26 protein-coding genes are annotated in these 26,201 nt (G+C 54.0%); 19 read left to right on the top strand and 7 right to left on the bottom strand.

What is annotated here, in order from left to right:
* Positions 1–630, top strand: a complete 630-nt coding sequence (gene rhtC / locus F3J40_RS23425) for a threonine export protein RhtC (protein ID WP_167018479.1) — start codon at positions 1–3, stop codon at positions 628–630.
* A gap of 55 nt (positions 631–685) precedes the next feature.
* Here the strand turns inward: rhtC and rhtB are convergent, their stop codons facing one another.
* On the bottom strand, positions 686–1,309 hold the full coding sequence (gene rhtB / locus F3J40_RS23420; protein ID WP_167018478.1) for a homoserine/homoserine lactone efflux protein: 624 nt from the start codon (positions 1,307–1,309) through the stop codon (positions 686–688).
* Positions 1,310–1,426: 117 nt separating this feature from the next.
* Here rhtB and pldB point away from each other — a divergent pair, with 117 nt between their 5' ends.
* Positions 1,427–2,419, top strand: coding sequence for a lysophospholipase L2 (gene pldB / locus F3J40_RS23415; RefSeq protein WP_017345671.1), 993 nt, complete (start codon positions 1,427–1,429; stop codon positions 2,417–2,419).
* Positions 2,420–2,470: 51 nt separating this feature from the next.
* Positions 2,471–3,271 carry a sugar/pyridoxal phosphate phosphatase YigL gene (gene yigL / locus F3J40_RS23410; protein ID WP_017345672.1) on the top strand — a complete coding sequence of 267 codons (801 nt, stop codon included), beginning with the start codon at positions 2,471–2,473 and terminating at the stop codon, positions 3,269–3,271.
* 42 nt (positions 3,272–3,313) lie between these two features.
* Here yigL and F3J40_RS23405 read toward each other — a convergent pair whose 3' ends face one another.
* The 3 genes from F3J40_RS23405 to F3J40_RS23395 all read right to left on the bottom strand — a co-directional run bounded on the left by F3J40_RS23405 (position 3,314) and on the right by F3J40_RS23395 (position 5,895).
* On the bottom strand, positions 3,314–3,805 hold the full coding sequence (locus F3J40_RS23405) for a YehS family protein (protein WP_017345673.1): 492 nt from the start codon (positions 3,803–3,805) through the stop codon (positions 3,314–3,316).
* 69 nt (positions 3,806–3,874) lie between these two features.
* Positions 3,875–4,801 (bottom strand): HTH-type transcriptional regulator MetR, encoded by a 927-nt coding sequence (gene metR / locus F3J40_RS23400; protein WP_167018477.1) that lies wholly within the window; start codon positions 4,799–4,801, stop codon positions 3,875–3,877.
* A 266-nt stretch (positions 4,802–5,067) separates the two neighbouring features.
* Entirely contained in the window at positions 5,068–5,895 is an 828-nt protein-coding gene (locus tag F3J40_RS23395) for a dienelactone hydrolase family protein (protein ID WP_167018475.1), read from the bottom strand.
* 300 nt (positions 5,896–6,195) lie between these two features.
* Here F3J40_RS23395 and udp point away from each other — a divergent pair, with 300 nt between their 5' ends.
* From udp to tatD, 10 genes are all read left to right on the top strand, one after another.
* Positions 6,196–6,957, top strand: coding sequence for a uridine phosphorylase (gene udp, locus F3J40_RS23390; protein WP_017345676.1), 762 nt, complete (start codon positions 6,196–6,198; stop codon positions 6,955–6,957).
* A 48-nt stretch (positions 6,958–7,005) separates the two neighbouring features.
* Positions 7,006–8,262, top strand: a complete 1,257-nt coding sequence (locus F3J40_RS23385) for a tetratricopeptide repeat protein (RefSeq protein ID WP_167018473.1) — start codon at positions 7,006–7,008, stop codon at positions 8,260–8,262.
* A 79-nt stretch (positions 8,263–8,341) separates the two neighbouring features.
* Positions 8,342–9,829, top strand: a complete 1,488-nt coding sequence (gene rmuC, locus F3J40_RS23380) for a DNA recombination protein RmuC (protein ID WP_026042368.1) — start codon at positions 8,342–8,344, stop codon at positions 9,827–9,829.
* A 77-nt stretch (positions 9,830–9,906) separates the two neighbouring features.
* A complete protein-coding gene (gene ubiE, locus F3J40_RS23375) occupies positions 9,907–10,665 on the top strand; it encodes a bifunctional demethylmenaquinone methyltransferase/2-methoxy-6-polyprenyl-1,4-benzoquinol methylase UbiE (protein WP_167018471.1) in 759 nt (252 codons plus the stop codon).
* 6 nt (positions 10,666–10,671) lie between these two features.
* Positions 10,672–11,283, top strand: a complete 612-nt coding sequence (ubiJ, locus tag F3J40_RS23370) for a ubiquinone biosynthesis protein UbiJ (protein ID WP_167018552.1) — start codon at positions 10,672–10,674, stop codon at positions 11,281–11,283.
* Positions 11,280–12,917, top strand: a complete 1,638-nt coding sequence (ubiB, locus tag F3J40_RS23365) for a ubiquinone biosynthesis regulatory protein kinase UbiB (RefSeq protein WP_017345681.1) — start codon at positions 11,280–11,282, stop codon at positions 12,915–12,917. Before ubiJ ends, ubiB begins: the two co-directional genes overlap by 4 nt.
* Positions 12,918–13,023: 106 nt before the next feature.
* The gene (gene tatA / locus F3J40_RS23360) at positions 13,024–13,275 is read left to right on the top strand and encodes a Sec-independent protein translocase subunit TatA (protein WP_017345682.1); all 252 of its coding nucleotides are present in this window, start codon (positions 13,024–13,026) and stop codon (positions 13,273–13,275) included.
* A gap of 3 nt (positions 13,276–13,278) precedes the next feature.
* Positions 13,279–13,818 carry a Sec-independent protein translocase protein TatB gene (gene tatB / locus F3J40_RS23355; protein ID WP_167018469.1) on the top strand — a complete coding sequence of 180 codons (540 nt, stop codon included), beginning with the start codon at positions 13,279–13,281 and terminating at the stop codon, positions 13,816–13,818.
* Positions 13,819–13,820: 2 nt separating this feature from the next.
* Entirely contained in the window at positions 13,821–14,603 is a 783-nt protein-coding gene (gene tatC, locus F3J40_RS23350; RefSeq protein ID WP_167018467.1) for a Sec-independent protein translocase subunit TatC, read from the top strand.
* 89 nt (positions 14,604–14,692) lie between these two features.
* Positions 14,693–15,475 (top strand): 3'-5' ssDNA/RNA exonuclease TatD, encoded by a 783-nt coding sequence (gene tatD, locus F3J40_RS23345; protein ID WP_167018465.1) that lies wholly within the window; start codon positions 14,693–14,695, stop codon positions 15,473–15,475.
* Here the strand turns inward: tatD and rfaH are convergent.
* Positions 15,472–15,960 carry a transcription/translation regulatory transformer protein RfaH gene (gene rfaH, locus F3J40_RS23340; RefSeq protein ID WP_017345686.1) on the bottom strand — a complete coding sequence of 163 codons (489 nt, stop codon included), beginning with the start codon at positions 15,958–15,960 and terminating at the stop codon, positions 15,472–15,474. The genes tatD and rfaH overlap by 4 nt on opposite strands.
* Positions 15,961–16,151: 191 nt before the next feature.
* Here rfaH and ubiD point away from each other — a divergent pair, with 191 nt between their 5' ends.
* Both ubiD and fre read left to right on the top strand, forming a co-directional pair.
* A complete protein-coding gene (gene ubiD, locus F3J40_RS23335) occupies positions 16,152–17,636 on the top strand; it encodes a 4-hydroxy-3-polyprenylbenzoate decarboxylase (protein WP_167018463.1) in 1,485 nt (494 codons plus the stop codon).
* 44 nt (positions 17,637–17,680) lie between these two features.
* A complete protein-coding gene (gene fre / locus F3J40_RS23330) occupies positions 17,681–18,382 on the top strand; it encodes an NAD(P)H-flavin reductase (RefSeq protein WP_167018461.1) in 702 nt (233 codons plus the stop codon).
* 40 nt (positions 18,383–18,422) lie between these two features.
* Here fre and fadA read toward each other — a convergent pair whose 3' ends face one another.
* Both fadA and fadB read right to left on the bottom strand, forming a co-directional pair.
* Positions 18,423–19,586, bottom strand: a complete 1,164-nt coding sequence (gene fadA / locus F3J40_RS23325; protein ID WP_167018459.1) for an acetyl-CoA C-acyltransferase FadA — start codon at positions 19,584–19,586, stop codon at positions 18,423–18,425.
* On the bottom strand, positions 19,586–21,778 hold the full coding sequence (gene fadB / locus F3J40_RS23320) for a fatty acid oxidation complex subunit alpha FadB (RefSeq protein WP_167018457.1): 2,193 nt from the start codon (positions 21,776–21,778) through the stop codon (positions 19,586–19,588). Before fadB ends, fadA begins: the two co-directional genes overlap by 1 nt.
* Positions 21,779–21,962: 184 nt before the next feature.
* Here fadB and pepQ point away from each other — a divergent pair, with 184 nt between their 5' ends.
* Genes pepQ through hemG form a run of 4 tightly spaced genes read left to right on the top strand, consistent with a single transcriptional unit; the run spans position 21,963 to position 25,940 of the window.
* Positions 21,963–23,294 carry a Xaa-Pro dipeptidase gene (gene pepQ, locus F3J40_RS23315; protein ID WP_167018455.1) on the top strand — a complete coding sequence of 444 codons (1,332 nt, stop codon included), beginning with the start codon at positions 21,963–21,965 and terminating at the stop codon, positions 23,292–23,294.
* A complete protein-coding gene (locus F3J40_RS23310) occupies positions 23,294–23,911 on the top strand; it encodes an IMPACT family protein (RefSeq protein WP_167018453.1) in 618 nt (205 codons plus the stop codon). The genes pepQ and F3J40_RS23310 overlap by 1 nt, the downstream gene beginning before the upstream one ends.
* A gap of 22 nt (positions 23,912–23,933) precedes the next feature.
* Complete coding sequence (gene trkH / locus F3J40_RS23305) at positions 23,934–25,385, top strand: Trk system potassium transporter TrkH (RefSeq protein ID WP_017345693.1); 1,452 nt, start codon at positions 23,934–23,936, stop codon at positions 25,383–25,385.
* 18 nt (positions 25,386–25,403) lie between these two features.
* Positions 25,404–25,940, top strand: coding sequence for a menaquinone-dependent protoporphyrinogen IX dehydrogenase (gene hemG, locus F3J40_RS23300; protein ID WP_167018451.1), 537 nt, complete (start codon positions 25,404–25,406; stop codon positions 25,938–25,940).
* The last annotated feature ends 261 nt before the right edge of the window (positions 25,941–26,201 follow it).

Below are 26,201 nucleotides of genomic sequence, written 5' to 3'. Positions count from 1 at the left end.
ATGATGATGTTATTCGCTACCGTGGCGCTGGTGCACTTTGTTGCATTGATGAGTCCAGGTCCGGATTTCTTTTTTGTTTCGCAAACTGCGGCCAGTCGCTCACGCAAAGAAGCAATGATGGGCGTGTTGGGGATCAGCCTTGGGATTGTGGTGTGGGCAGGTCTGGCGTTAATGGGACTGCAATTAATCCTGCAAAAAATGGCGTGGCTCCATCAGATAATCATGGTGGGCGGCGGGCTTTATCTGTTGTGGATGGGCTGGCAACTGCTCTGTTCAGCCCGTGCTCGTCATCGTCAGCCTGCTGAACACCAGGCTGAGCCAGAGGTTGTGCTGCCGAAAACAGGCCGGAGCTTTATGAAAGGCTTCCTGACCAATATCTCTAATCCAAAAGCGATTATCTACTTCGGCAGTGTGTTCTCACTGTTTGTGGGTAATGACGTTGGCGCTGCGGCACGTTGGGGCTTGTTCGTGTTAATTATCGTGGAGACCTTCGCCTGGTTTACCCTGGTGGCCGCGATTTTTGCGCTACCCTATTTCCGCAATAAGTATCAGAAAATGGCGAAGTGGATCGACGGCGTAGCCGGGACGTTGTTTGCCGGTTTTGGCATCCATCTGATCATTTCACGCTGATGGCAGAGGCAAGGTGAGAGGTGTTGCTCCCACCTTGCCCTGAAAGAAGTGATATTCAGGCAATCTTCCGCGCACAGGCCAGCAGAGCCCCAACGCCCATAAACATACCGCCGAAAATACGGTTAAGCAGTTTCATCTGCTTCGGTCCTTTAATCCACGCTGCAATACGGGTCGCCAGGGTGGCGTAACCAATCATCACCACGATATCAACCGCGACAGTGGTCGTGCCAAGTACCAGATACTGGATCGCCTGTGGCTGATGTGGCTGGATAAACTGCGGGAACAGTGCCGCGAGAAACACAATGCTTTTCGGGTTGGTGAGATTGACCAGCACCGCACGCTTATACAGCTTACGCCGTGGCATGGCTTTGGCGACCGCACTTAAATCTATCGCACCCGCTGAGCGCCACTGCTGAATGCCCAGCCACACCAGATAGAGCGCGCCTGCATATTTCAGGATCTCAAATGCCAGCAGTGACTTTGAAAACAGCGCCCCCAGGCCGATGCCGACCAGCACAATATGGAGCGCCAGTCCTGTTTGTAATCCGGCAATCGAGGCTACTGCGCCGCGATAGCCATGGCTAATGCCGGTGCTCATGGTGTTAATCGCGCCGGAGCCGGGCGAAAGGCTAAGAATGGTTGTGGTTAACAGATAGGCTAGCCACCATTCGATGGTCATGGGTGATGCTCCCTGTATGGGCGGAAATGTGACACAATACGCCAGAAACATGGGCTGCGCTACGGGGGAACTCTGGCAGCTTAAACTCTTTTTTTTGGCCGTTGGTCAGGGGGATGGATGCATCGACATAAAGCGAGCTGGCTAACGCGTGAGCGTGCCTTTTCTGCGTTCGCTACCGGCCCGCTGCTCGATTTTTGGCGTACCCGAGAAGAACGGGAATTTACCGGGGTGGGTAACCTCACGTTGCGCTATGTGCGCTTCACCGCCCCGAAACATAAACGTGTCATCCTGATTGTTCCTGGGCGCATAGAGAGCTACGTCAAATACCCTGAACTGGCTTACGATCTGTTCCACTGTGGGTATGATGTGGTGATCCTGGATCACCGTGGGCAGGGGCGATCGGATCGGCTACTGGAAGATCCCCATCGCGGCCATGTGATGGAGTTTTCTCACTATGTGGATGATCTTGAGACGCTCTATTTACAAGAGATTGTCACCGGCCATTATCAACAGCGTTACGCGTTGGCCCACTCGATGGGCGGCGCGATTTTAACCCTGTTTTTGGCGCGCCAGCCGCAGGCATTCCACGCAGCGGCCCTGATCGCACCGATGTTCGGTATCGCGTTGCCACTGCCGACGTTTCTGGCTACGCGTATCCTGGACTGGGCAGAAAAGCGCCCGGCCATGCGCGATGCCTACGCCATGGGCACCGGTCGCTGGCGCGCGAATCCCTTTGGTGAGAACCATCTCACGCACAGCGTTGAGCGTTACCGGCGCAATGTCCGTTTCTATTCAGACGATCCGGCACTGCGTGTGGGTGGCCCAACGTATCATTGGGTGCGCGAAGGAGTTCATGCCGGGAAGAGTATTATCAGCCAGGCAGAGCAGATCACCACGCCGATGCTGCTGTTGCAGTCCAGTGAGGACGAAGTGGTGGATAACCGGGCGCAGGATCTCTTCTGTGACCTGATGCGTGAAGCGGGCCACCCCTGTGAGGGAGGTAAGCCACGCGTGATTAAAGGCGCGTACCATGAGATTCTGTTTGAAAAGGACGCCATGCGCGCTGAAGCACTGCACGCGGTGACTGACTTTTTCCAGCGTCACCGCTGAGTCGTCCGCACTTGCGCGGACGGATATTTTTACCGATACCCGAGGTTTTTCATGTATCAGATTGTCGCCTCCGACCTGGATGGCACACTGCTCTCTCCCGAACACCGTCTTACCCCGTATGCACGTGAAACGTTGCAACAGCTGGTAGCGCGAGACATTCACTTTATCTTTGCCACCGGGCGTCACCATATTGATGTGGGTCAGATGCGCGACAAACTCGGCATCCCGGCCTACATGATCACCTCTAATGGTGCTCGCGTACACAACGCGCAAGGCGAACTGGTGTTTAGCCATAATCTGGATGCAGATATCGCCTTGGATCTCTTTGCTTTGCACTACCACAGTGCGGACATTCTGACCCATGTTTACCGCGATGATGAGTGGTTCATGAGCCGCTGCCGCCCGGAAGAGCAGGACTATTTCCGTGAATCTGATTTCAACTATCAGGTGTACCAGCCGGGCATGCTGCCGACTGATGGCATCAGCAAAGTATTCTTCACCAGCGATAACCATGAAAGCTTGATTCCACTGGAGCAGGCGATTGAAGCTCGTTGGGGCGATCGTGTGAATGTCAGCTTCTCACTGCCAACTTGCCTGGAAGTAATGGCGGGCGGGGTGTCAAAAGGGCATGCGCTTGAGGCTGTTGCCAAGAAGCTTAACTACACGCTGGCAGATTGCATCGCTTTTGGTGATGGGATGAACGATGTGGAAATGCTCAATATGGCGGGCAAAGGCTGCATTATGCGTAATGCGCATCAACGCCTGAAAGACACACTGCCTGCGCTTGAAGTGATTGGTAGCAATGCCGAAGATGCGGTTCCGCATACGCTGCGTAAGCTCTTCCTGGCGTGATGTGCGCTGAGCGCCTCATAGAAACGAGGCGCAAAAGGCGAATCAGTGTGCTTTTTTTACCGGTGCGCCCTGAGCTGGGCGCAGCGTCAAGGTCAGGCCTTTGAGGAAGTTACGTAAAATCTGATCGCCGCATTCGCGGTAGTTTTTATGGTCAGGTTTACGGAAGATGGCACCAATTTCCCCCTGAGAAACCGTAAAGTTGGCTTTTTTCAGGATGTCCGGAATGTCGGTGGTTTTCAGTTCAAAGGCGATACGCAATCTTTTCATAAACAGATTGTTATTCATTCTGCGCTCGATGCTCAGCGCCGGACCTTCTTCACTCTTCCCACGACGTTCATAGATCAGACCATTGAGGAAATAGCCCATTAACACGTCTGGGCAAGGGCGAAACGCTGCGTCGTCCTCTTTCTTTAACCATGCTTCGACATCGGACTGCGGGACTTCACAGTTGGCCAGCGCAAAGATCGCCACCATTTTCGCATCGCTGAGGTTTAACATATAGCGCACGCTGCGCAGCACATCGTTGTTGATCATGGTGAGTCTTTCTCGTGGTCTGAATCTGGTCGGGCATTATAGACAAAACTGACGCCAAGGGCGCGGCTATTATCGCGCCAGCGGTGTACCGGGTAATGCGGCATCACGCACAAACGGTAAATGTTCACAGGCGTGCTGGCGGGCGAAGCGGGTGATTGCCTCAATCACCGGCTGGCGCTGTTCTCCGTCACGCACGGCGGCATACAGGCGGCTCCACAGCCCTTCACCCAGGGTTTTCGTGACCACCAGTCCCTGTTTCTCAAAACTCTCGACGACCCAGTGTGGCAGCGCGGCAATCCCCATGCGAGCCGAAACCATTTGAATCAGTAGCAGGGTATTATCCACATTTTTAAGCGCCGGGCTGATACCTGCGGGCTGGAGGAAATGACGCCACACATCCAGGCGCTGGCGCTGAACCGGGTAAATCATCAACACTTCATCGGCTAAATCTTCCGGGGTAATCACGTCTTTTTGTGCCAGCGGATGGTCAGGAGCCAATACCAGGCGCACTTCGAAATCAAACATTGGCGTGTAGTGGAGACCACTGCGCGGCAGGATATCGGAAGTCAGTACAATATCCAGCTCGCCCTGTTGCAGCGCGGGCTGGGGATCAAACGTCACGCCGGATTTGAAATCCACCACCACTTGCGGCCAGCTGAGGCGGAAATTATTCAGCGCTGGCGTCAGCCACTGAATACAGCTGTGACACTCAATGGCAATGCGCAGCGTGGTCTGGTGCGGCTCATGACAGGCCTGAAGTGCCTGCTGAATCTGCGGCAGGATCTGCTCAGCTAGCTGCAACAAAATCTCGCCCTGCTGGGTAAAACGCAGCGGCTGGCTTTTACGCACAAACAGGCGAAAGCCCAGACGCTGTTCCAGATCGCTGAACTGGTGAGAGAGGGCTGATTGAGTCTGGTGCAGCTGTGCGGCGGCGGCAGCCAGAGAGCCAGTATTTCGCAGTGCCTGCAGCGTTCGCAGATGCTTGAGTTCGATCATGAGGGTCCTTCACATGCAGAGTGAACATTTTGCGCTTGAGGAGCATACAGTACGCGCAGATTATAGCGGTGTAAACATCTGGACGTCTAAACCATGCCTGGATAGCACACCGCGTTCCCTGTCAGGCCGCTTAAGAGATAATTTTAAGCCAGATGTGGTGTCTCGGCGAAGGCCGAAAATCATTGGATAGGGGACAGGGGGGCAATCCGCGAGGTGAGATCGTCTGATACGTTGGGTAAATCTTGGGGCGCAATGCGCCCCCTTTTTTATGCTACGCCGTACTGTTTAAACCATGCCAGCATACGCTGCCAGCCATCCTGCGCCGATTCAGCGTGATAGCTTGGACGGTAGTCGGCATTGAAAGCGTGACCGGCATCGGGATAGACCACTATCTCCGCTTTAGCATTAGCCGCGTGGAGTGCCTGGCGCATCAGTTCCACACCTTCGAGTGGAATGCCATCGTCCTGGCCGCCGTACAGACCCAGTACCGGTGCGTTTAAATCAACCGCCACATCGATGGGGTGTTTTTGCTGTTTCAGGGTTTTATCGCCCACCAGCCGTCCATACCAGGCGACTGCGGCTTTCAATTGAGGGTTGTGCGCGGCATAGAGCCAGCTAATACGGCCTCCCCAGCAGAAGCCGGTGATCGCCAGACGGCGAATATCGCCACCGTGTTTTGCTGCCCAGTTCGCAACGTGGTCGAGATCCGACAACACCTGGCTATCAGGCACTTTGCTGACCAGCTCTTTAAGCAGCGTAGGGATATCAGCGTACTCGCCTGGATCACCTTCGCGGAAATAGAGCTCAGGGGCAACGGCCAGATAGCCTTCCAGCGCCAGGCGGCGGCACAGATCGCGAATGTGTTCATGCACGCCGAAAATCTCCTGCACCACCATGACAACCGGCAGCGGACCTGCGGCATCTTTCGGTTTGGCAAAGTAAGCTGGCATGTTTTCACCCTGGCTTGCGACCGAGGTTTCACCAGCCTGAATAGCCTCACTGGTGGTGGTAATGGTGGTTGCGGCGATGGGGTGAACGGCGGGAGCAAAGCCACCCGGCGCAGATTTCTGTGCCATATTATCTTCGGTTTTCATGATGTTCTCCGTGCGAGCAAAGGCGAAGTCAGGTAACTATAGCCTGGCCTGTTTGGTCGGTGGCCAGGTCGGGTACAGCGTTTGTAGAGTAAGGTGCATACTTCTCTTTATCATCGCCAGACTCTATTCACAGCGCAGCTTGTGGCAAAATCAGCAACATGGCGATTGAAATGTGATTCAGATCTCATTTCAATGTATACGTCTGATATGTTTCACTACTTATGGCGATATTAGTCACATTTTACTGCGTTGTGCTGACGTAGAGTGGCGCACATCTTTTCCCGTTATCAGGAGTCCGTTATGGCCCAGTCCGATGTATTTCATTTAGGCATTACCCGCGCCGATCTGCAGGGCGCAACGCTGGCGATTGTGCCCGGCGATCCTGAGCGCGTGAAAAAAATTGCAGCGCTGATGGATGAACCCGAGCATCTTGCTTCTCACCGCGAATTCACCACCTGGCGCGCTAAGCTGGATGGTAAACCGGTGGTGGTCTGTTCAACGGGCATTGGTGGCCCATCGACCTCCATCGCGGTGGAGGAGTTGGCGCAGCTGGGCGTACGTACTTTCTTGCGCGTGGGCACCACGGGTGCCATCCAGCCGGGAATCAACGTGGGTGATGTGCTGGTAACGACCGCCGCTGTTCGCCTTGATGGTGCGAGCCTGCACTTCGCGCCAATGGAGTTCCCCGCTGTTGCTGATTTCACCTGTACCACGGCATTAGTGGCCGCTGCACAGGCAAGCGGCGCGGCAACACACATTGGTGTTACCGCCTCTTCTGACACTTTCTATCCTGGCCAGGAACGTTACGACACCTTCTCCGGTCGCGTGGTGAATCGCTTCCAGGGTTCAATGAAAGAGTGGCAGCAGATGGGCGTCCTTAACTATGAGATGGAATCTGCTACGCTGTTAACCATGTGCGCCAGCCAGGGGCTGCGTGCCGGGATGGTGGCGGGAGTGATCGTCAATCGCACCCAGAAAGAGATCCCTGATGCTGTCACCATGAAACAAACGGAAAGTGCTGCGGTGAGCATTGTGGTCGAGGCCGCGCGTCGCCTGTTGTGATGCGTATTAAAGCCTGACGCACCGTGCCCGCTTTGACGGAGACCGACCATGCGTTCAGGCTTTACCTCTCGCCCTGCGGCGAATCCCCGCGATCTGCAAGCGCGTGTGGAGCAGTCCGCTGCCCGTTTTCGCCATGCGATGGCGCAGGAAGATTACCCCACCGCCCTGAAAAGCTGTGAAGAGGTGCTGCGCGTAATGCCGCACCAGATGCAGGTGCTGAGTGATTATGCACTGTGTCAGATGCGTCTTGGTCAGTATCCCAAAGCCTATAAAACCTATCTGAAAATCTTGCAGGCTCCCCCCGCTCAGCAGGCGCAGGCGTCAGAAACCTGGCGTGATGGTCTGGCGGAAGTCTGTGGCTGGTTACAAAAGCCTGAAGAGGTGCGACGTTACGGCCTTGCAGCACTGCAACACGCCGATGACCGTTTTCGAGGTGGCCCGCGTGTCGCCTTTCCCTCCGCGCAGCCCGCCCCATTTGATGCCACTCGTCCGCAGCAAAACATCATCGCCTTCAGCCTGTATGGCGGTCAGCCTCGTTACTGTGAGACGTTGATTCGTAACGTGGAAGTGGCACCCGATCTGTTTCCTGGCTGGCGCTGCCGCGTTTATCTGGATGATTCGGTTCCCGACCATGTCTGGCAGCGCTTACAGTTGCCTCACGTGGAGCTCGTGGATATGTCGCAGGAAAAGCACATTTTCCCGACGCTGTGGCGTTTTCTGGTGCTGGATGATGCCAGCGTGCAACGCTTTATCGTTCGCGACGCAGATTCATTGCTCTCTGAGCGTGAAGCGGCGGCAGTGAACGCCTGGCTGGCTTCTCCTTTCTGGTTCCATCACATGCGCGACTACTTTACGCACACGGAGTTGCTGCTGGCCGGCATGTGGGGAGGATGCAATGGCGTATTCCAGCAGGTTGAGCAGTCGATGAGAGATTTCATTACTCAGTACGCTGGCAGTGCGCGTTACACCGACCAGTATTTTCTCAAGCAAGCACTCTGGCCCACCGTGCGGGAGAGCCTCCTGAGCCACGATGAGCTCTTTGGCTTTCATCAGGCACAGCCCTGGCCCCAGCATGCCCCCATCCGCTGGCAGACTGACCGTTTTCACGTTGGCAGCAATGCGGGCTTTGCCAGCATGACGGGGCCGGTGGCGAGTGAAGGCGATCAGCAGCAGGTGGAGCTGAGCTGGCAGGGGAGAAGTTGGGTGTATGCCGCACGGGTAAAACAAAATCAATGGCATCTGCCGCTGCCGTTTTTCCTGATAGATGCCTGGAAAGCCGGCGAGCTCACCGTAAGAACACTTTGATTAGCAAAGATTTATCTGGACATTCATACAGTGCCACTCTACCTTTTTTCTCAGCGCAGCAAGCGGTAGGGGAAGCAGAATGGACAGTCAGATAATGATCGGTGCCTGCCTGGCATTAGCCGGAGCAGGCATTGGTTGGATCATCGCACAGTTGCGGTCCAGCCATCAGGCGAGCAGCTTTAACGCGGAACAGCGGATTCTGGAAGAGGCGCAACAGCGTCTGGCCGCCGAAATAGCGCAATTGCAGCAGCAGTTGGCGCAGCGTGAGCAGGAACGTATTCAGCTCCACGGTAGCCTGAGCGCAACCCAGGAACGGCTGCAACAGCTTGACTACTGGCGCACGGAAGCGGATCAGCTGAATCGCGAATTGCGCAATCAGCTGGATGTAAACCGGGCTCAGGAAGCGGAACTGCGTGAAGTGACTATCCGCCTGGAAGAGACGCGCTTTGCCGCCGAAGAGAAACAGCGCCTGCTGACCAACAGCGAGCAGCGTTTGACCGCCCAGTTTGAAAACCTCGCCAATCGTATCTTCGAAAACAATGGCCGCCGGGTTGATGAGCAGAATCGTCAAAGCCTGCATGGTCTGATTACGCCACTGCGTGAGCAACTCGAGGGCTTCCGCCGCCAGGTCAACGATAGCTTTGGTCAGGAAGCGCGTGAGCGTCATACGCTTACCCATGAAATCAAACAGCTACAACAACTCAACGCCACCATGGCGCAGGAAGCGCTGAACCTGACCCGCGCCTTGAAAGGGGATAACAAAATCCAGGGAAACTGGGGTGAAGTGGTGCTGAGCCGGGTGCTGGAAGCTTCTGGCCTGCGTGAGGGCTACGAGTACGAAACACAAGTCAGTATTCAAACCGAACAGCAGGGCCGTTTGCAGCCCGATGTGATTGTGCGGCTGCCGCAGGGCAAGGATGTGGTGGTGGATGCCAAAATGACGCTGGTCGCCTGGGAACGCTACTTCAACGCCAATGATGAAGCGACGCGGGAGTTAGCGATTCAGGAACACGTTGCCGCCATGCGCAGTCATATCCGCCTGTTAGGGCGCAAAGATTATCAACAATTACCCGGTTTACGCTCGCTGGATTATGTGTTGATGTTCATCCCGCTAGAGCCCGCATTCCTGTTAGCGATAGATCGCCAGCCAGAATTAATCAGTGAAGCCTTGCAACAGAACATCATGCTGGTCAGCCCGACGACCCTGCTGGTGGCGCTACGCACCATCAACAACCTGTGGCGTTATGAACACCAGAGCCGTAATGCCCAGCGCATCGCCGATCGCGCAGCAAAACTGTATGACAAGATGCGTCTGTTTGTTGATGACATGGGCGGCATTGGCAGTAACCTCGAAAAAGCCCAGCAGAGCTATCAGCAGGCGATGAAAAAACTGGCCGAAGGGCGTGGCAATATCATCGCTCAGACCGAAGCGTTTCGCAGTCTGGGGGTTGAGGTGAAACGGCCCATTAATCCGCAATGGGTGGAGCAGGCGCAGCCAGATGAAGAAATACCCGATGAGGATGAGACCGATCCCCCGTCAGCATCGGTCAGGCGCCTGCATGAATAGCATGGCTTAGCATGCCTGAGCCCCACCACTCTGTGGTACACTTTGGAAAGTATTGATTGTGGAGCAGGTAAAAACCGATGGCAGATGAATCTCAGCAGGAAACCACGCATTTTGGCTTTCAGACCGTTGCCAAAAACGAGAAAGAGGGAAAAGTCGCGGAAGTCTTTCACTCCGTAGCGGCAAAATATGACCTGATGAACGACTTGATGTCGTTCGGCGTCCATCGCGTCTGGAAGCGTTTCACCATCGATAGCAGCGGCGTACGCCGTGGCCAACGCGTATTAGATCTGGCCGGTGGCACTGGCGACCTGACGGCGAAATTCTCGCGTCTGGTCGGTGAAACGGGTCAGGTGGTTCTGGCGGATATCAACAGTTCGATGCTGAAAATGGGCCGCGAAAAGCTGCGCAATCTCGGCGTCGTGGGCAACGTAAACTACGTTCAGGCGAATGCCGAAGCCCTGCCGTTCCCGGATAATTACTTTGACTGCATCACCATCTCTTTTGGTCTGCGTAACGTGACCGAGAAAGAGAAAGCGTTGGCATCAATGTTCCGCGTACTGAAGCCAGGCGGGCGTCTGTTGGTACTGGAGTTCTCTAAACCGGTACTGGAGCCGCTGAGCAAAGCTTACGATGCTTACTCCTTCCATATTCTGCCGCGCATTGGTCAACTGGTCGCGCAGGATGCTGAGAGCTATCGCTATCTGGCTGAATCCATCCGTATGCATCCCGATCAGGAGACCCTGAAGGCGATGATGAACGATGTCGGCTTTGAAAATACCACCTACTTCAACATGACCGGCGGCATTGTAGCGCTGCATCGTGGATTCAAATTCTGATCAATGATGGTGAATACGCTAACTCCTCTGATAACTGCCGGTCTGGAGACCGCACTAAACCGGGTTCTCTATCGCGATCGTAGCCTGAAAGCCGCACGCCAGCGGCTGGCAGGCAAGGTACTGACGTTGCGACTGAGTGAGCTGTCCCATCCACTGGTGCTGGTGTTTAGCGAGCAGCAGTTGGATGTGCTGAGTGACTGGCAGGACAGCAGTGACTGCACGGTGATAACCCATCTGCGTTCGTTGAGTAAACTGCGCGATCGTCAGCAGCTAACCGCTCTGATTCGCAGCGGTGAGCTGGAAGTGGAGGGCGATCTTCAGGTGGTACAGCAGTTCTCTGCGCTGATCGACCTGGCAGAGTTAGATCCTGCTGAATACCTCTCTCCGTGGATTGGCGATGTTGCCGCATTTGGCCTGAGCCAGTTTGCCCGTAAAGCGTTTGGCTTTGCGCAGCTTGAGCTGACCCGCCGCCAGAACCATGTCGCGGAGGTGTTGACGGAAGAGTGGCGCATGGCGCCGGCAGCACTGGAGCTAGCGTGGTTTGCTGAAGAAGTAGACTCGATAGACCGCGAACTAGAAGCGTTACAAACGCGACTGGCGCAGTTGGAGGCGAAATGACGTTCGGTGAACTACGCCGCTTATACTTTATCATTCGAATTTTTCTGACCTACGGACTGGATGAACTGATCCCCAAAATGCGCATCACGCTGCCGCTGCGGCTGTGGCGGCGCTGTATTTTCTGGATCCCGAATCGCCATGCCGATAAAACTGTGGGGGTGCGCCTGCGCCTGGCCATGGAGCAGCTTGGTCCGGTCTGGATTAAGTTCGGCCAGATGCTCTCTACCCGACGCGATCTGTTCCCACCTGCCGTCGCTGATGAGCTGGCTGTCTTACAGGATCGCGTAGCGCCATTCGACGGCGCGAAAGCCAAAGCGCAAATTGAGCGTGCGATTGGCGGTCCGGTAGAAACCTGGTTTGACGAGTTTGATATTAATCCGCTGGCTTCTGCCTCGATTGCGCAAGTCCACACCGCCACGCTGAAAGAAAATGGCGCGAAGGTGGTGATCAAAGTGATCCGCCCGGACATTCTGCCGGTGATCAAAGCCGACATGAAGCTGATCTACCGCCTGGCGCGCTGGGTGCCACGTCTGCTGCCTGACGGGCGTCGCTTGCGTCCGGTGGAAGTGGTGCGAGACTACGAAAAAACCCTGCTGGACGAACTGAATCTGCTGCGTGAAGCGGCGAATGCCATCCAGCTACGGCGTAATTTTGAACGTAGCCAGATGCTCTACGTACCCGAAATCTATTCTGACTACTGTAGCGAATCGATGCTGGTCATGGAGCGCATTTACGGCATTCCGATTTCTGACATCGCCACACTTGAGCAGCACGGCGTCAATATGAAGCTATTGGCCGAACGTGGTGTGCAGGTGTTCTTTACTCAGGTGTTCCGTGACAGCTTTTTCCATGCAGATATGCACCCAGGAAATATCTTTGTCAGCTATGATCATCCAGAAGACCCACAATATATTGGCATTGACTGCGGTATCGTTGGCTCGCTGAATAAAGAAGATAAACGCTATTTGGCGGAGAACTTCATTGCCTTCTTTAATCGTGATTATCGCAAGGTGGCTGAGCTGCACGTTGACTCGGGCTGGGTACCGCCAGATACCAACGTAGAAGATTTTGAATTCGCGATTCGTACCGTCTGTGAACCGATTTTCGAGAAGCCACTGGCGGAAATTTCGTTTGGGCATGTCTTGCTGAATCTGTTTAATACCGCGCGCCGGTTCAACATGGAAGTACAGCCACAGCTGGTGCTGTTGCAGAAAACCTTGTTGTACATCGAAGGGATTGGCCGTCAGCTTTATCCTCAGCTGGATCTGTGGAAAACGGCAAAACCGTTCCTTGAAGACTGGATCAAAGATCAGATTGGCTTACCTGCCATTTGGCGAGCAGTAAAAGACAAAGCGCCATTCTGGGCGGAAAAACTGCCCGAGTTGCCAGAACTGTTTTATGAGAGCATGCGTCATCACAAGATGCTCAAACACAGCGTAGATAAGCTGGCCGGAGAGATGCAGGAGCAACGGACGCGTCAACATCAGTCGCGCTACCTGTTCGGAATTGGCGCTACACTGGTGTTAAGTGGTGTTGCGGTGCTGTTACGCAATCCTGAGTGGAATATGACGTCAGCGTTACTGATTGCGGCTGGCGCTGTAAGCTGGATAATAGGCTGGCGGCGGACAAACTAATTGTCAGGTCGGGCTAAACCACGTAATGTCGCAGGTTCAGGCCCGTCTGCTGGGCCGCTGACACGACGTTCAGCATTGTATTTACTAGATTATTAGAGGCCATACTATGGGTGGTATCAGCATCGGCAAGTTGTTAATCGTTGCCGTAATTATTGTCCTTATTTTCGGTACCAAAAAATTCCGCACACTGGGCGCGGATCTCGGCGCTTCGCTGAAAGGCTTTAAAAAAGCCATGAGCGATGACGACAAGAAAGAAGAACCAGCGCAGCAGGACGCAGATTTCGCGACCAAAACGCTGCCGGAACAACAGCAAACCGCGGCTAAGAAAGAAGAAGCCAGGAACGACAAGCAGGTGTAAACCGTGTTCGATATTGGGTTCAGTGAACTGCTGCTGGTGTTTGTGATTGGGCTGATTGTGCTTGGTCCACAGCGTTTACCAATAGCAGTAAAAACCGTTGTTGGCTGGATCAGAGCCATGCGCTCGTTGGCCGCAAATGTGCAAAATGAACTTGCGCAGGAGCTGAAACTGCAAGAATTGCAGGACAGCCTGAAAAAAGTGGAAGAAGCGAGCCGTGGCACGCTTTCACCGGAGCTGAAAGAGTCGATGGATGAGCTGCGTAAAACCGCAGATTCTATGCGTCGCTCTGTGCAGCAGAGCATTGATCTGGAAAAAACCGAAGATGAAGCGAATACCATTCATTCGCCTCAGACGCCGGTACAGGATCAGCCCCCGGCTACGCCTCAGGTGTCCGCTACGCATGCTCATACAGAAAGTGTCAGCCCAGCAGCTGCCGAGCATCAGGCCAGTGCGCCTGCGCAAGCGCCTGCTGAGGTGAAACCCGTTCAGCCCGCGCCCGGCGGGGAAACTCCCCAGGCTGTTGCCGTAAAAGACGAAAAATAACCATGGCCGTTGAAGATACCCAACCGCTGATCAGCCATCTGATTGAGCTGCGTAAGCGCCTGCTGAACTGCATCATCGCGGTTTTTGTCATTTTTCTGGCATTGGTTTACTTTGCCAATGACATTTACCACGCCGTGGCCGCACCGCTGATTAGCCATATGCCACACGGTGCCAGCATGATCGCCACCGATGTTGCATCACCGTTTTTTACCCCGATTAAGCTGACCATTATTGCCTCGGTGTTTCTCGCCGTTCCGGTCATTCTTTATCAGGTTTGGGCATTTGTTGCGCCAGCGCTGTATCGCCATGAACGTAAGTTGGTGATGCCACTGCTGTTCTCCAGTACTTTCCTGTTCTACCTCGGTGTGGCGTTTGCTTACTTCATCGTCTTCCCGCTGGCGTTTGGTTTCTTTGCTAAAACTGCTCCAGAGGGTGTGCAGATGGCCACCGACATTTCGAAATACCTCGATTTCGTCATGACCATTTTCATGGCCTTCGGTGTGGCGTTTGAAGTGCCAATCGCGATTGTGCTGCTGTGCTGGACCGGGATTACGACACCTGAAGATTTGCGCAAAAAACGACCGTATATTCTGGTCGGTGCGTTTATTGTTGCGATGTTGCTCACACCACCAGACGTTTTCTCGCAAACTTTGCTCGCTATTCCGATGTACTGCCTGTTTGAGATAGGGGTATTCTTTTCCCGCTATTACGTGGGTAAAGGACGTAAGGATCAGGATAGTGAGGCGGACGACGAGCAAGAAGACGACGAAACGCCAGCAGCCTGAGTCCTTTCGGTCGCATATCCCGCTAGCCGGCGGGATCATTAATTCATCAACCGCCCGTTTTCGGGCGGTTTGCATTTCTGGAAGAGCTTATGTTTGATATCGGTGTAAACCTGACCAGCACGCAATTCGCGAAAGATCGTGAACAGGTAGTGAAACGCGCGCGCGCAGCGGGCGTCACCGGGATGCTGATTACCGGCACCAATGCTCTGGAGAGCCAGCAAGCACAGCGCCTGGCACAGAGTCATCCTGATTATTGTTGGTCTACAGCAGGGGTTCATCCCCACCATGCCAGCGAGTGGTCGGCAGAAACGGGGAATACGCTACGCCGCCTGGCGGCGAGTAAAGAGGTGGTCGCGATTGGCGAATGTGGACTCGATTTTAATCGCAACCTCTCCGCTCACGATCAACAAGAGTATGCTTTCGAGGCGCAGTTAGCGCTGGCTGCAGAACTGAATCTACCGGTGTTTTTACACTGTCGCGAAGCACACGAGCGCTTTCTTGCAGTGTTAACGCCGTGGCTCCCTAAATTACCTGGCGCAGTGGTGCACTGTTTTACCGGCACGCGCCCGGAGCTGGAAGCGTGCCTGGCGGCAGGACTGTCAGTGGGGATTACTGGCTGGGTGTGCGATGAACGGCGTGGGCTGGAACTGCGTGAGCTGCTACCGCTGATTCCGGCAGATAAGCTGATGCTGGAAACCGATGCACCATACCTGTTGCCACGAGACATGCATCCTCGGCCAACTTCACGACGCAATGAACCCTGCTTCCTGCCACACATTGTGCAGCAGGTCGCAGGGTGGCGTGGCGAAGAGGCCGAGGCTTTAGCACAGCAGGTAGATCAAAACGTGCGAAGCTTATTTAGCCTGACCTAGGCTTTGCGGAACAGGCGATTATCGATGCTGCGCGCCACCTGCTTATTAAGCAGATTCAGCAGCAGCATCGAGCGTGCTTCACCATCCGGCTCAGCGAAGATGGCACGCAGGCCTTCAAACGTCCCGTCTGTGATGACCACTTCATCGCCGATTTGTGGCGTTTCCGGATCAAACAGCAGAGTAGGTGCTTCATTTTGCAATGCACAAATGACTTCAGCGGGCACGGTAGCGGGCAGAGATCCGAAGCGGACAAAGTGACTGACGCCACGGGTGGCGCTAATCGTTGTGGTGTGAATTGCTTCCGGATCGAACTCCACAAACATGTAGTTGGGGAAAAGCGGCTCACTCAAAGTGGTACGCTTCCCGCGCACGATTTTTTCCAGAGCAATCATTGGGCTAATGCAGTTCACATCTTGCCGCTCGAGATGCTCTTTAGCGCGAATTAACTGACCGCGCTTACAGTAGAGTAAGTACCAGGATTCCATATTTGCTCCCAACGAATGGACGCATAAGAATATCAAACCTACTCACAGAGTTATAGCGCATCCCTGACGGGAAAGTGGCGCAATTTGTGAAAATTCCTGCTAAATCCCAACCGGCACCACATAAACCTCAACACCCAGACATAAACCTCCTTATAATGACCGATTGACCCTGGCAAAAAAGTTAACCCGGCATGAAATATCAGGATTTACGCGACTTCTTAGCCCTGCTTGAGCAGCGTGGCGAATTAAAACGTATTACCCAGACTATCGATCCTCATCTCGAAATGACCGAGATTGCCGATCGTACTTTGCGTGCGGGCGGACCGGCATTGTTGTTTGAGAATCCAAAAGGCTACGACATGCCGGTGCTGTGCAACCTGTTTGGCACGCCAAAGCGGGTAGCGATGGGAATGGGACAGGAAGAGGTGAGTGCGCTGCGCGAAGTGGGCGAGTTATTGGCCTTCCTGAAAGAGCCGGAGCCACCCAAAGGCTTCCGCGACCTGTTTGATAAAGTACCGCGCTTCAAGCAGGTACTGAACATGCCGACGAAACGCCTGCGAAATGCGCCTTGCCAGGAGATCGTTTATAGCGGTGATGACGTCGATTTGACGCGTATCCCGGTGATGAAGTGTTGGCCTGGCGATGCGGCCCCACTGATTACCTGGGGCTTAACGGTCTCACGAGGTCCGCACAAAGAGCGGCAAAATCTCGGTATTTATCGCCAACAGGTGATCGGCAAAAATCGTCTGATCATGCGCTGGTTGTCGCATCGTGGCGGCGCGCTGGATTATCAAGAGTGGTGTAAGGCGCATCCGGGAGAGCGTTTTCCGGTAGCTGTTGCACTGGGTGCTGATCCGGCCACCATTCTGGGCGCTGTGACCCCGGTGCCTGATTCCCTGTCAGAATATGCCTTTGCCGGTTTATTACGCGGTAATAAAACCGAAGTCGTTAAATGTATCAGTAACGATTTGGAAGTCCCGGCCAGCGCTGAAATTGTGCTGGAAGGCTATATTGAACCGGGCGATATGGCACCAGAAGGGCCCTATGGCGACCACACGGGATACTATAATGAAGTGGATAGTTTCCCGGTATTTACGGTAACGCACATCACCCAGCGTAATAAACCTATCTACCATTCAACTTATACTGGTCGTCCGCCAGATGAACCGGCGGTGCTGGGCGTAGCGCTGAATGAAGTACTGGTGCCCATTCTGATTAAGCAGTTCCCGGAAATTGTTGATTTCTACCTGCCGCCTGAAGGGTGTTCCTATCGGATGGCCGTGGTCACCATGAAGAAGCAGTACGCGGGGCACGCGAAGCGCGTGATGTTTGGCGTCTGGTCGTTCTTACGTCAGTTCATGTACACCAAATTTGTCATCGTCTGTGATGATGACGTTAATGCCCGCGACTGGAATGATGTGATCTGGGCGATCACCACCCGTATGGATCCGGCGCGCGATACCGTACTGGTTGAAAACACGCCTATCGACTACCTCGATTTCGCCTCACCCGTTTCGGGACTGGGTTCCAAAATGGGGATGGATGCCACCAATAAGTGGCCTGGCGAAACGGATCGTGAGTGGGGAACCCCGATCGTAAAAGATCCGGCGGTCACCGCCCGTATTGATGCTATCTGGGATGATTTAGGCATCTTCGATGCACCGCTGCAACGCTGAGTGGTGCTAATTACATACACACAACACTCTGACAGAGAGAGCGTATGGCTATTCTGAACTGTAAAGTCACATCAGTGGATATGATTACCGATACGGTGTTTCGGGTACGCATGGTGCCGGAAGCAGAATTTACCTTTCGCGCGGGCCAGTATCTGATGGTGGTCATGGATGAACAGGATAAACGCCCTTTCTCTCTGGCCTCAACGCCACATGAGAAAGAGATCATTGAATTGCATATCGGCGCTTCCGATCACAACCTGTATGCAATGGCGGTGATGGATCGTATTCGCGCCGATCGTCAGATCACGGTTGATCTGCCACATGGCGAAGCGTGGTTGCGTGAAGAGAGCGATCGCCCGGTGATCCTGATTGCCGGTGGCACCGGTTTCTCCTATGCCCGTTCAATCTTGCTGAGTGCGCTGTCACAACAGCCTAATCGTGATATTGCGATTTACTGGGGTGGGCGCGAGCTGCGGCACTTGTATGACCTGGATGAGCTGTATGCGTTGGCAGTCAAACATCCTAACCTAAAAGTCGTGCCGGTGGTTGAGCAACCAGAGGACAACTGGCAGGGGCGCAGCGGCACAGTGTTGACGGCGGTGATGCAGGATTACGGCACATTGAGTGAATACGATATCTATGTTGCCGGGCGTTTTGAGATGGCCAAGATTGCACGCGATCGCTTCTGTGCTGAGCGCGGTGCATTGCAAGATCACATCTATGGTGATGCTTTCGCGTTTATCTGAAGTCCACTAACCGCCCCAATGGGGCGGTTAGTGTCTCTGGCTACACCCGCTCAAAAACGGTAGCAATACCCTGACCTAGCCCAATACACATAGAAGCCAGGCCAAACTGAGCATCCCGCTGTTGCATGATGTTCAGCAGCGTTGTTGAGATGCGCGCGCCCGAACACCCTAAGGGGTGGCCCAGCGCAATTGCACCACCGTTCAGATTAACCTTCTCATCCAGCTGATCTGTCAGACCTAAATCCTTGATACAAGGCAGTGTTTGCGCGGCAAAAGCTTCATTCAGTTCAAATATGTCAATATCTGCTACCGTCAGTCCGGCGCGTTTTAACGCCAGCTTGCTAGCAGGGACGGGACCGTAGCCCATAATAGAAGGATCACACCCCACCACGGCCATACTGCGAATATAGGCGCGAGGGGTTAGCCCCAGCTCACGCGCTTTGCTTTCACTCATAATCAGCAGTCCAGCCGCGCCATCCGAAAGGGCGGAAGAGCTGCCTGCCGTCACGCTGCCGTGTACCGGATCGAACGCGGGCCGCAAAGCAGCAAGGCCTTCCAGACTCGCATCCGCGCGAATCACCTCATCCCAGTCGTAGCGCTGTAGTACGCCATCAGCATCATGGCCATAGGTAGGCACGATCTCATGCCTGAAATCACCGCGTTGGGTTGCTTGCCAGGCACGTTGATGAGAGCGCAAGGCAAAAGCATCCTGCTGTTCGCGACTGATATGGTGCATTCGCGCCAGCATTTCAGCGGTTAATCCCATCATCCCGGCAGCTTTCGCCACGCTACGGCCCAGTCCGGGATGAAAATCAACGCCGTAGCTCATGGGAACATGCCCCATATGCTCCACGCCCCCGATCAGGCAGATCTGTGCATCGCCGGTCATGATGGTACGTGCAGCGTCGTGCAATGCCTGCATCGATGAACCACAGAGCCGGTTGACGGTGGTGGCTGGCACCCGATGCGGAATTTCAGCCAGCAAGGCCGCATTACGGGCAATATTGAAACCCTGCTCCAGGGTTTGTTGTACGCAGCCCCAGACAATGTCATCCAGGGTGGCGGCCTCGACGGCAGGATTACGTTGCAACAGCGCCCGCATCACCTGCGCAGAGAGGTCTTCGGCACGGACATGGCGATAAGCGCCACCTTTCGAGCGTCCCATTGGGGTACGGACGGCATCCACAACCACGACTTTTTCCATTATTCCCCCTCAGCGCTGTTCAGTGCAGATTCGTTAACCGGAGCCACTGGCGGATACCAGCTTTGATGCTGGTGGGCTTTCTGTACCAGTAAATCAGGCAAGACATACAACGGCCCCAAAGAGAGATAGCGCCGCGCCTGGTCGATGACGTTGCTGGTGCCGAGCGTATCCAGGTAGTGGAAGACACCGCCCCGGAACGGCGGGAAGCCCAGCCCATACACCAGTGCCATATCCGCTTCAGCGGCGGAGGCAATGATCTTCTCTTCCAGGCAACGCACCACTTCGGCAATCATCGGTAGCATCATGCGGTTGAGGATCTCTTCATCGCTGAAGTCACGGCGTGGAGAACAGACCGTTGCCAATAGTTCATCGACACTGGCATCGTTGACCTTCTTCGCCTTGCCTTGTTTATCCTGCTCCCAGAGCCAGAAACCACGGCCATTTTTCTGTCCAAAGCGCTGGGCCGCGAACAGCACATCGATTGCATCACGGTAATCTTTCTTCATGCGGGAGGGGAAACCTTCCGCCATCACCGCCTGAGCATGATGCGCAGTATCAAGACCGACCACATCCAGTAACCACGCTGGTCCCATCGGCCAGCCAAACTGTTTCTCCATCACCCGGTCTACCTGGCGGAAATCCGCGCCATCCCGTAGCAACAGGCTAAAAGCAGCAAAGTAGGGGAACAGCACCCGGTTCACAAAAAATCCGGGGCAGTCGTTTACGACGATAGGGTTTTTTCCCATGGCGTTGGCCCAGGCGACCACCCGGTCAATCGTGGCTTCGGCGGTCAGTTCGCCTCTCACCACCTCGACTAAGGGCATACGTGGAACCGGATTAAAGAAATGCATACCGCAGAAGTTCTCTGGGCGCTGCAAAGCCTGTGCAAGCTGTGAAATCGGAATGGTAGAAGTATTCGACGCTAGCACGGCTTCTGGATGCAGTTGCCGCTCGGTTTCTGCTAATACCTGAGCTTTAATTTGGGGATTCTCGACCACCGCTTCAACGACGATATCGAGCTTATCAAACCCGCTGTAGTCCAGCGTTGGCTGGATGCTGGCAATAATGGTGGTGAATTTTTCATGGCTGATTTTGCCGCGTTCTAGCTGCTTACTCAGCAGCTTACCGGCCTCTTTCATGCCAAGACTCAGCGCCTGTGGGGAAATATCTTTCATCTTTGCTGGCACGCCTTTCCAGGCTGACTGGTAAGCGATACCGCCACCCATAATACCGGCCCCGAGAACCGCGGCCTGTTTAGGGATGGCGCTGTTGGCAGCGCGTTTTTTTGCCAGGCTTTTCACATATTGATCGTTCAGGAAGATGCCAACCAGCGCCCGAGCCTGAACTGACTGTGCCAGCGGTACAAAGGCGGCAGCTTCCAGCTTCAGCGCATCATTACGATCCAGAGCGGCTGCGGCTTCGATGGTTTTCACTGCTGTGACGGGCGCAGGGTAGTGCTTACCGGCGGTTTGCATCACCATGGCTTTGGCGGTAGTGAAGCTCATTGCTGCTTCAATCGGGCTCAGGCGCAGTGGCGCTAATTTCGGTGCGCGGCGCGCGCGCCAGTCGCCTTGCTGGATGGTCGCTTGCATCATACGCAGGGCAGCGGCGGCCAGTTTGTCAGTGGCAACCACGGCATCTACCAGGCCTAAACTCAGAGCGGTTGCCGCATCCACATCTTTACCAGCAGCTATAATTTCCAGGGCGCTATCAGCACCAAGTAATCGGGGAAGACGAACGCTGCCGCCAAAGCCGGGCATAATCCCGAGTTTAGTTTCAGGCAATCCAATACGGGCATCGGGGGTTGCGACGCGGAGGTCAGTAGCAAGAATGCACTCGCACCCGCCGCCTAGCGCATAACCGTTAATGGCGGACAGCGTTGGAACAGGTAAATCTTCCAGGCGATTAAAAATATGGTTGGCAAACGCCAGCCAGGTCGTCAGTTTTTCTTCTGGTGCGGCAAACAGCGACAGAAACTCGTTGATATCAGCACCCACGATAAAGGCGGGTTTGTCTGAACTCAGGATAACACCACGTAGATCGGGTTGTTGTTCCAGCACACTAATGGCTTCGCCAAGACTGGCTACCGTTCGCGTATCCAGTTTATTGACAGAACCGGGCGCGGCAAATACCAGCCCGGCGATGCCATCGTCGAGCCAGTGAAGATAAAGGGATTCGCCTTGATAAAGCATGTGCATCTCCTGCATCGGCAAAAGGGATCTGGTCATACCAGATGATCAGGAGTGTGGAAGTGAGGTGAATATTTTGCAAACAGCCAACTGCTGAATTGCAGGCTGGATCACAATGGCGTAATAACGGCAAGCCGCTGTGGCTGTGCTACACTGCGGCCACTTTTCCCGTCACTGGAGAATCGCAATGGACTCCCTAAAAACGCTCTATCGTGGGCATATCGCCACATTACAACAGCGCGCCCAACAAGTGCTGGCTCGCTTTAAGCTGGATGCAATGTTGATTCACTCCGGCGAACTGCAGAACGTGTTTCTTGACGATCATGCTTATCCTTTTAAGGTTAACCCGCAGTTTAAAGCCTGGGTACCAGTGACGCAGGTTCCCAATTGCTGGCTATGGATTGATGGCGTAAACAAACCACGGTTGTGGTTTTACTCGCCAGTAGATTACTGGCATGTGGTTGAGCCCTTACCAGACAGCTTCTGGACCGAAGACGTTGACGTCATCGGGCTGAAAAAAGCCGAAGAGATTAACCAGCTACTGCCAGCGCAGCGCGACAATGTGGCGTATATCGGGCCGGTAGTGGAACGAGCGCGGCAGTTGGGTATTCACAGTGAGCGTATCAATCCACAAGGGGTGATCGACTTCCTGCATTACCATCGCAGCATCAAGACTGACTATGAGTTGGCTTGTATGCGTAAAGCGCAAAAAATTGCCGTAGCGGGGCACCGTGCAGCGAAAGAGGCTTTTGTCTCGGGGTTGAGTGAGTTTGATATCAATCAGGCGTATCTGACTGCCACTGGCCACCGTGATACCGATGTGCCGTATGGCAACATTATTGCGCTGAACGAGCATGCTGCGGTGCTGCACTATACTCAGCTTGATCATGAGCCACCGGCTAAACGCCACAGTTTCCTGATTGATGCCGGGGCGGAATACCTTGGCTATGCAGCTGACTTAACGCGCAGCTATGCGGCAAAAAGTCACTCACTCTACGCCAGCCTGGTTGAAGCCCTCAACCGTGAAGAGCTGGCGCTGATCGCCACGATGAAGGCGGGTGTGCGCTACACCGAATATCATCAACAGATGCATCAGCGTATTGCGAAATTGCTGCTGAAGTTTGATTTGGTGCAGGGCATCAGTGAAGAAGCTTTGGTGGCTGAAAACCTCACTGGGCCATTTATGCCTCACGGTGTTGGTCATCCACTCGGGTTGCAAGTTCATGATGTCGCGGGCTTTATGCAAGATGAGCAAGGCACACATCTCGCTGCGCCGTCCCAGTATCCTTATCTACGCTGCACGCGTGTGTTGGAACCGGGCATGGTTCTGACCATTGAGCCGGGCTTCTATGTGATCGATTCACTGTTGGCACCGCTGCGTAATGGTCAATACCGTCAGCACTTTGACTGGCAGGCGATAGATGCCCTCAAGCCGTATGGTGGCGTGCGTATAGAAGATAATGTGGTGATCCATAGCAGCCGTATCGAAAATATGACCCGTGATCTGCACCTCGCCTGATGGAAGCTTATGATATTCCCGCTGATGCGCTGAGCATCAGCGAAGAGACCATCAAGAAAAGTCGCTTCATTACCCTGCTGGCGCACACCGAAGGTAGTGAAGCGGCCCGAGCCTTTGTTCAGCAGGTAAGACGTGAGCATCCTGATGCGCGTCATCATTGTTGGGCATGGGTGGCGGGTTCACCCTCGGATTCTCAGCAGCTAGGGTTTTCAGATGATGGTGAGCCTTCCGGAACGGCAGGAAAACCCATGCTGGCGCAGCTCATCGGAGCTGGGATTGGCGAGATAACGGTGGTAGTGGTGCGCTACTATGGCGGTATCATGCTGGGCACAGGTGGTTTAGTCAAAGCGTATGGCGGTGGCGTGCAACAGGGATTAAAGCAATTATCCCGCAGGCGAAAAGTGCCGATGCAGCCGTTTATTCTCGAGTGTGACTATGCCTTGCATGGTGATATCGAGCGATTGCTGCAGCGCCACGCCGGGAAAATCATCGAAACACACTATTTGGATCACATTACTTTGCAGCTTGCGCTGCCTTTTGGTCAGTCTGAAGCGTTTCAACGCGATCTCACTGATATCAGCCGTGGCACGCTTGAGCTGCGTGCAGCGGATAAATAACTTTGTTTAAGGAAATGGCTTCATGCACTTTCGTGCCATAACTCGCATCGTAGGATTGTTGGTGATCCTGTTCTCGGTGACGATGATTGTCCCCGGCCTGGTGGCGTTGATTTATCGAGATGGTGCCGGGCGTGCATTCAGCCAGACTTTCCTTTGGGCACTGGTGATTGGTTCATTGCTTTGGTGGCCTAACCGTAAACAGAAGACCGAGCTAAAGCCGCGCGAAGGTTTTCTTATCGTGGTGCTGTTCTGGACGGTGCTGGGTAGCGTAGGGGCACTCCCGTTTATTTTTGCTGAAAAGCCGCACCTTTCCGTGACGGATGCCTTTTTTGAGTCCTTTTCTGGCCTGACAACAACCGGCGCGACCACGCTTGTAGGACTAGATTCGCTGCCTAAAGCGATTCTGTTCTATCGCCAAATGCTTCAGTGGCTAGGAGGGATGGGGATCATCGTGCTGGCTGTGGCCATCCTGCCGATTTTAGGGGTGGGTGGTATGCAGCTTTATCGTGCTGAGATGCCTGGCCCCCTCAAAGATAATAAAATGCGGCCGCGCATCGCGGAAACGGCGAAAACGCTATGGCTTATCTACGTGCTGCTTACGGTGGCCTGTGCTGTTGCCTTATGGCTGGCGGGGATGCCGCTGTTTGATGCTATCGGCCACAGCTTCTCTACTATCGCTATCGGCGGCTTCTCTACGCATGATGCGAGTATCGGCTACTTTAACAGTGCCACCATCAATACGATTGTTGCGGTGTTCCTGCTGATTTCCGGTTGCAACTATGGTTTGCATTTCTCTCTGTTAAGCGGGCGCAGTTTGCGAGTTTACTGGCGAGATCCCGAATTCCGTATGTTTATCGGCGTACAGTTGACGTTAGTCATCATCTGCACCCTGGTACTGTGGTTCCATAATGTGTACAGCAGTAGCTGGCAAACGCTCAATCAGGCCTTTTTCCAGGTGGTATCAATGGCGACAACCGCCGGATTCACCACGGATAGTATTGCGCGCTGGCCTCTCTTCTTGCCGGTATTGCTGCTCTGTTCTGCCTTTATTGGAGGCTGTGCCGGTTCAACCGGAGGCGGACTAAAGGTCATCCGTATCCTTTTACTGTGGAAACAGGGTTCACGCGAGCTGAAGCGCCTGGTGCACCCTAATGCGGTTTACTCCATCAAACTGGGTAACCGTGCTTTGCCAGAACGGATACTTGAAGCCGTGTGGGGATTCTTCTCTGCCTATGCATTGGTGTTCCTTATTAGCATGCTGGCAATTATCGCGACGGGCGTGGATGATTTTTCCGCTTTTGCTGCGGTAGCTGCGACGCTGAACAACCTTGGGCCTGGGCTGGGTGTCGTGGCTGATAACTTTACCTCTATGAATGACGTCGCCAAGTGGATTCTGATTTCCACCATGTTATTTGGCCGTCTTGAGGTGTTTACTTTACTGGTGCTCTTCACGCCGACCTTCTGGCGTGAGTAGCAACAACGCGAGCTATATATGAAAGCACTGATTCTTTATTCAAGCCGTGATGGGCAAACGCAAAAGATAGCTAAAGCGATTGCTGAGGCAATGGCCCCGCAGCAAGCGAGTGATGTTTTGGACCTCAACCGCCCGAATACCATTAAGTGGGCTGATTATGATCGCGTGTTGATTGGCGCATCTATTCGTTATGGGCATTTCCAGCCAGCATTACCAAAGTTTGTGCAGCAGCATCTTCCTGAACTGCAAAAACGTATCAGTGGTTTCTATTCTGTGAATCTCACCGCACGTAAAGCGGAGAAGTCCACACCGCAGACTAACGCCTATACCAATAAGTTCTTATCTCAGTCGCCCTGGCAGCCGGATTGCTGCGCAGTATTCGCCGGGGCTTTACGTTATCCGCAATATCGTTGGTTTGACCGCGTGATGATTCAATTAATTATGCGTATGACGGGGGGAGAAACGGATGCAAGCAAGGAAGTTGAGTATACAAACTGGGATCAGGTGCGTCGTTTCGCCCTGGAATTCGCCTGTTTACCAGGCAAAATGTCGTAAAATAAGCCTGATTGACTGAAATTAGCGCGAACAGTAAAAAAGATCGAAAAAAGGGGTTGTGCAAAAAATCCGGATCCCTATAATGCGCAACCACTGAGACGGCAAGGCGGAAACGCAAACGGCTCAGCAGGGAATGAAGTGATTCATCCCGCCAGAGAAAAATACTGAAAAAAGTGTTTGACTCTGAAGGAGGAAAGCGTAATATACGCCACCTCGCAACAGCAAGCTAACGCGCTGATTGCACCGCTCTTTAACAATTTA

Source organism: Candidatus Pantoea multigeneris, from assembly GCF_011752615.1.
In the GTDB taxonomy this organism is placed as follows: domain Bacteria; phylum Pseudomonadota; class Gammaproteobacteria; order Enterobacterales; family Enterobacteriaceae; genus Pantoea; species Pantoea multigeneris.
Note: the sequence above shows the minus strand (reverse complement) of the source record. Positions and strands in the feature narration are given on the sequence as shown.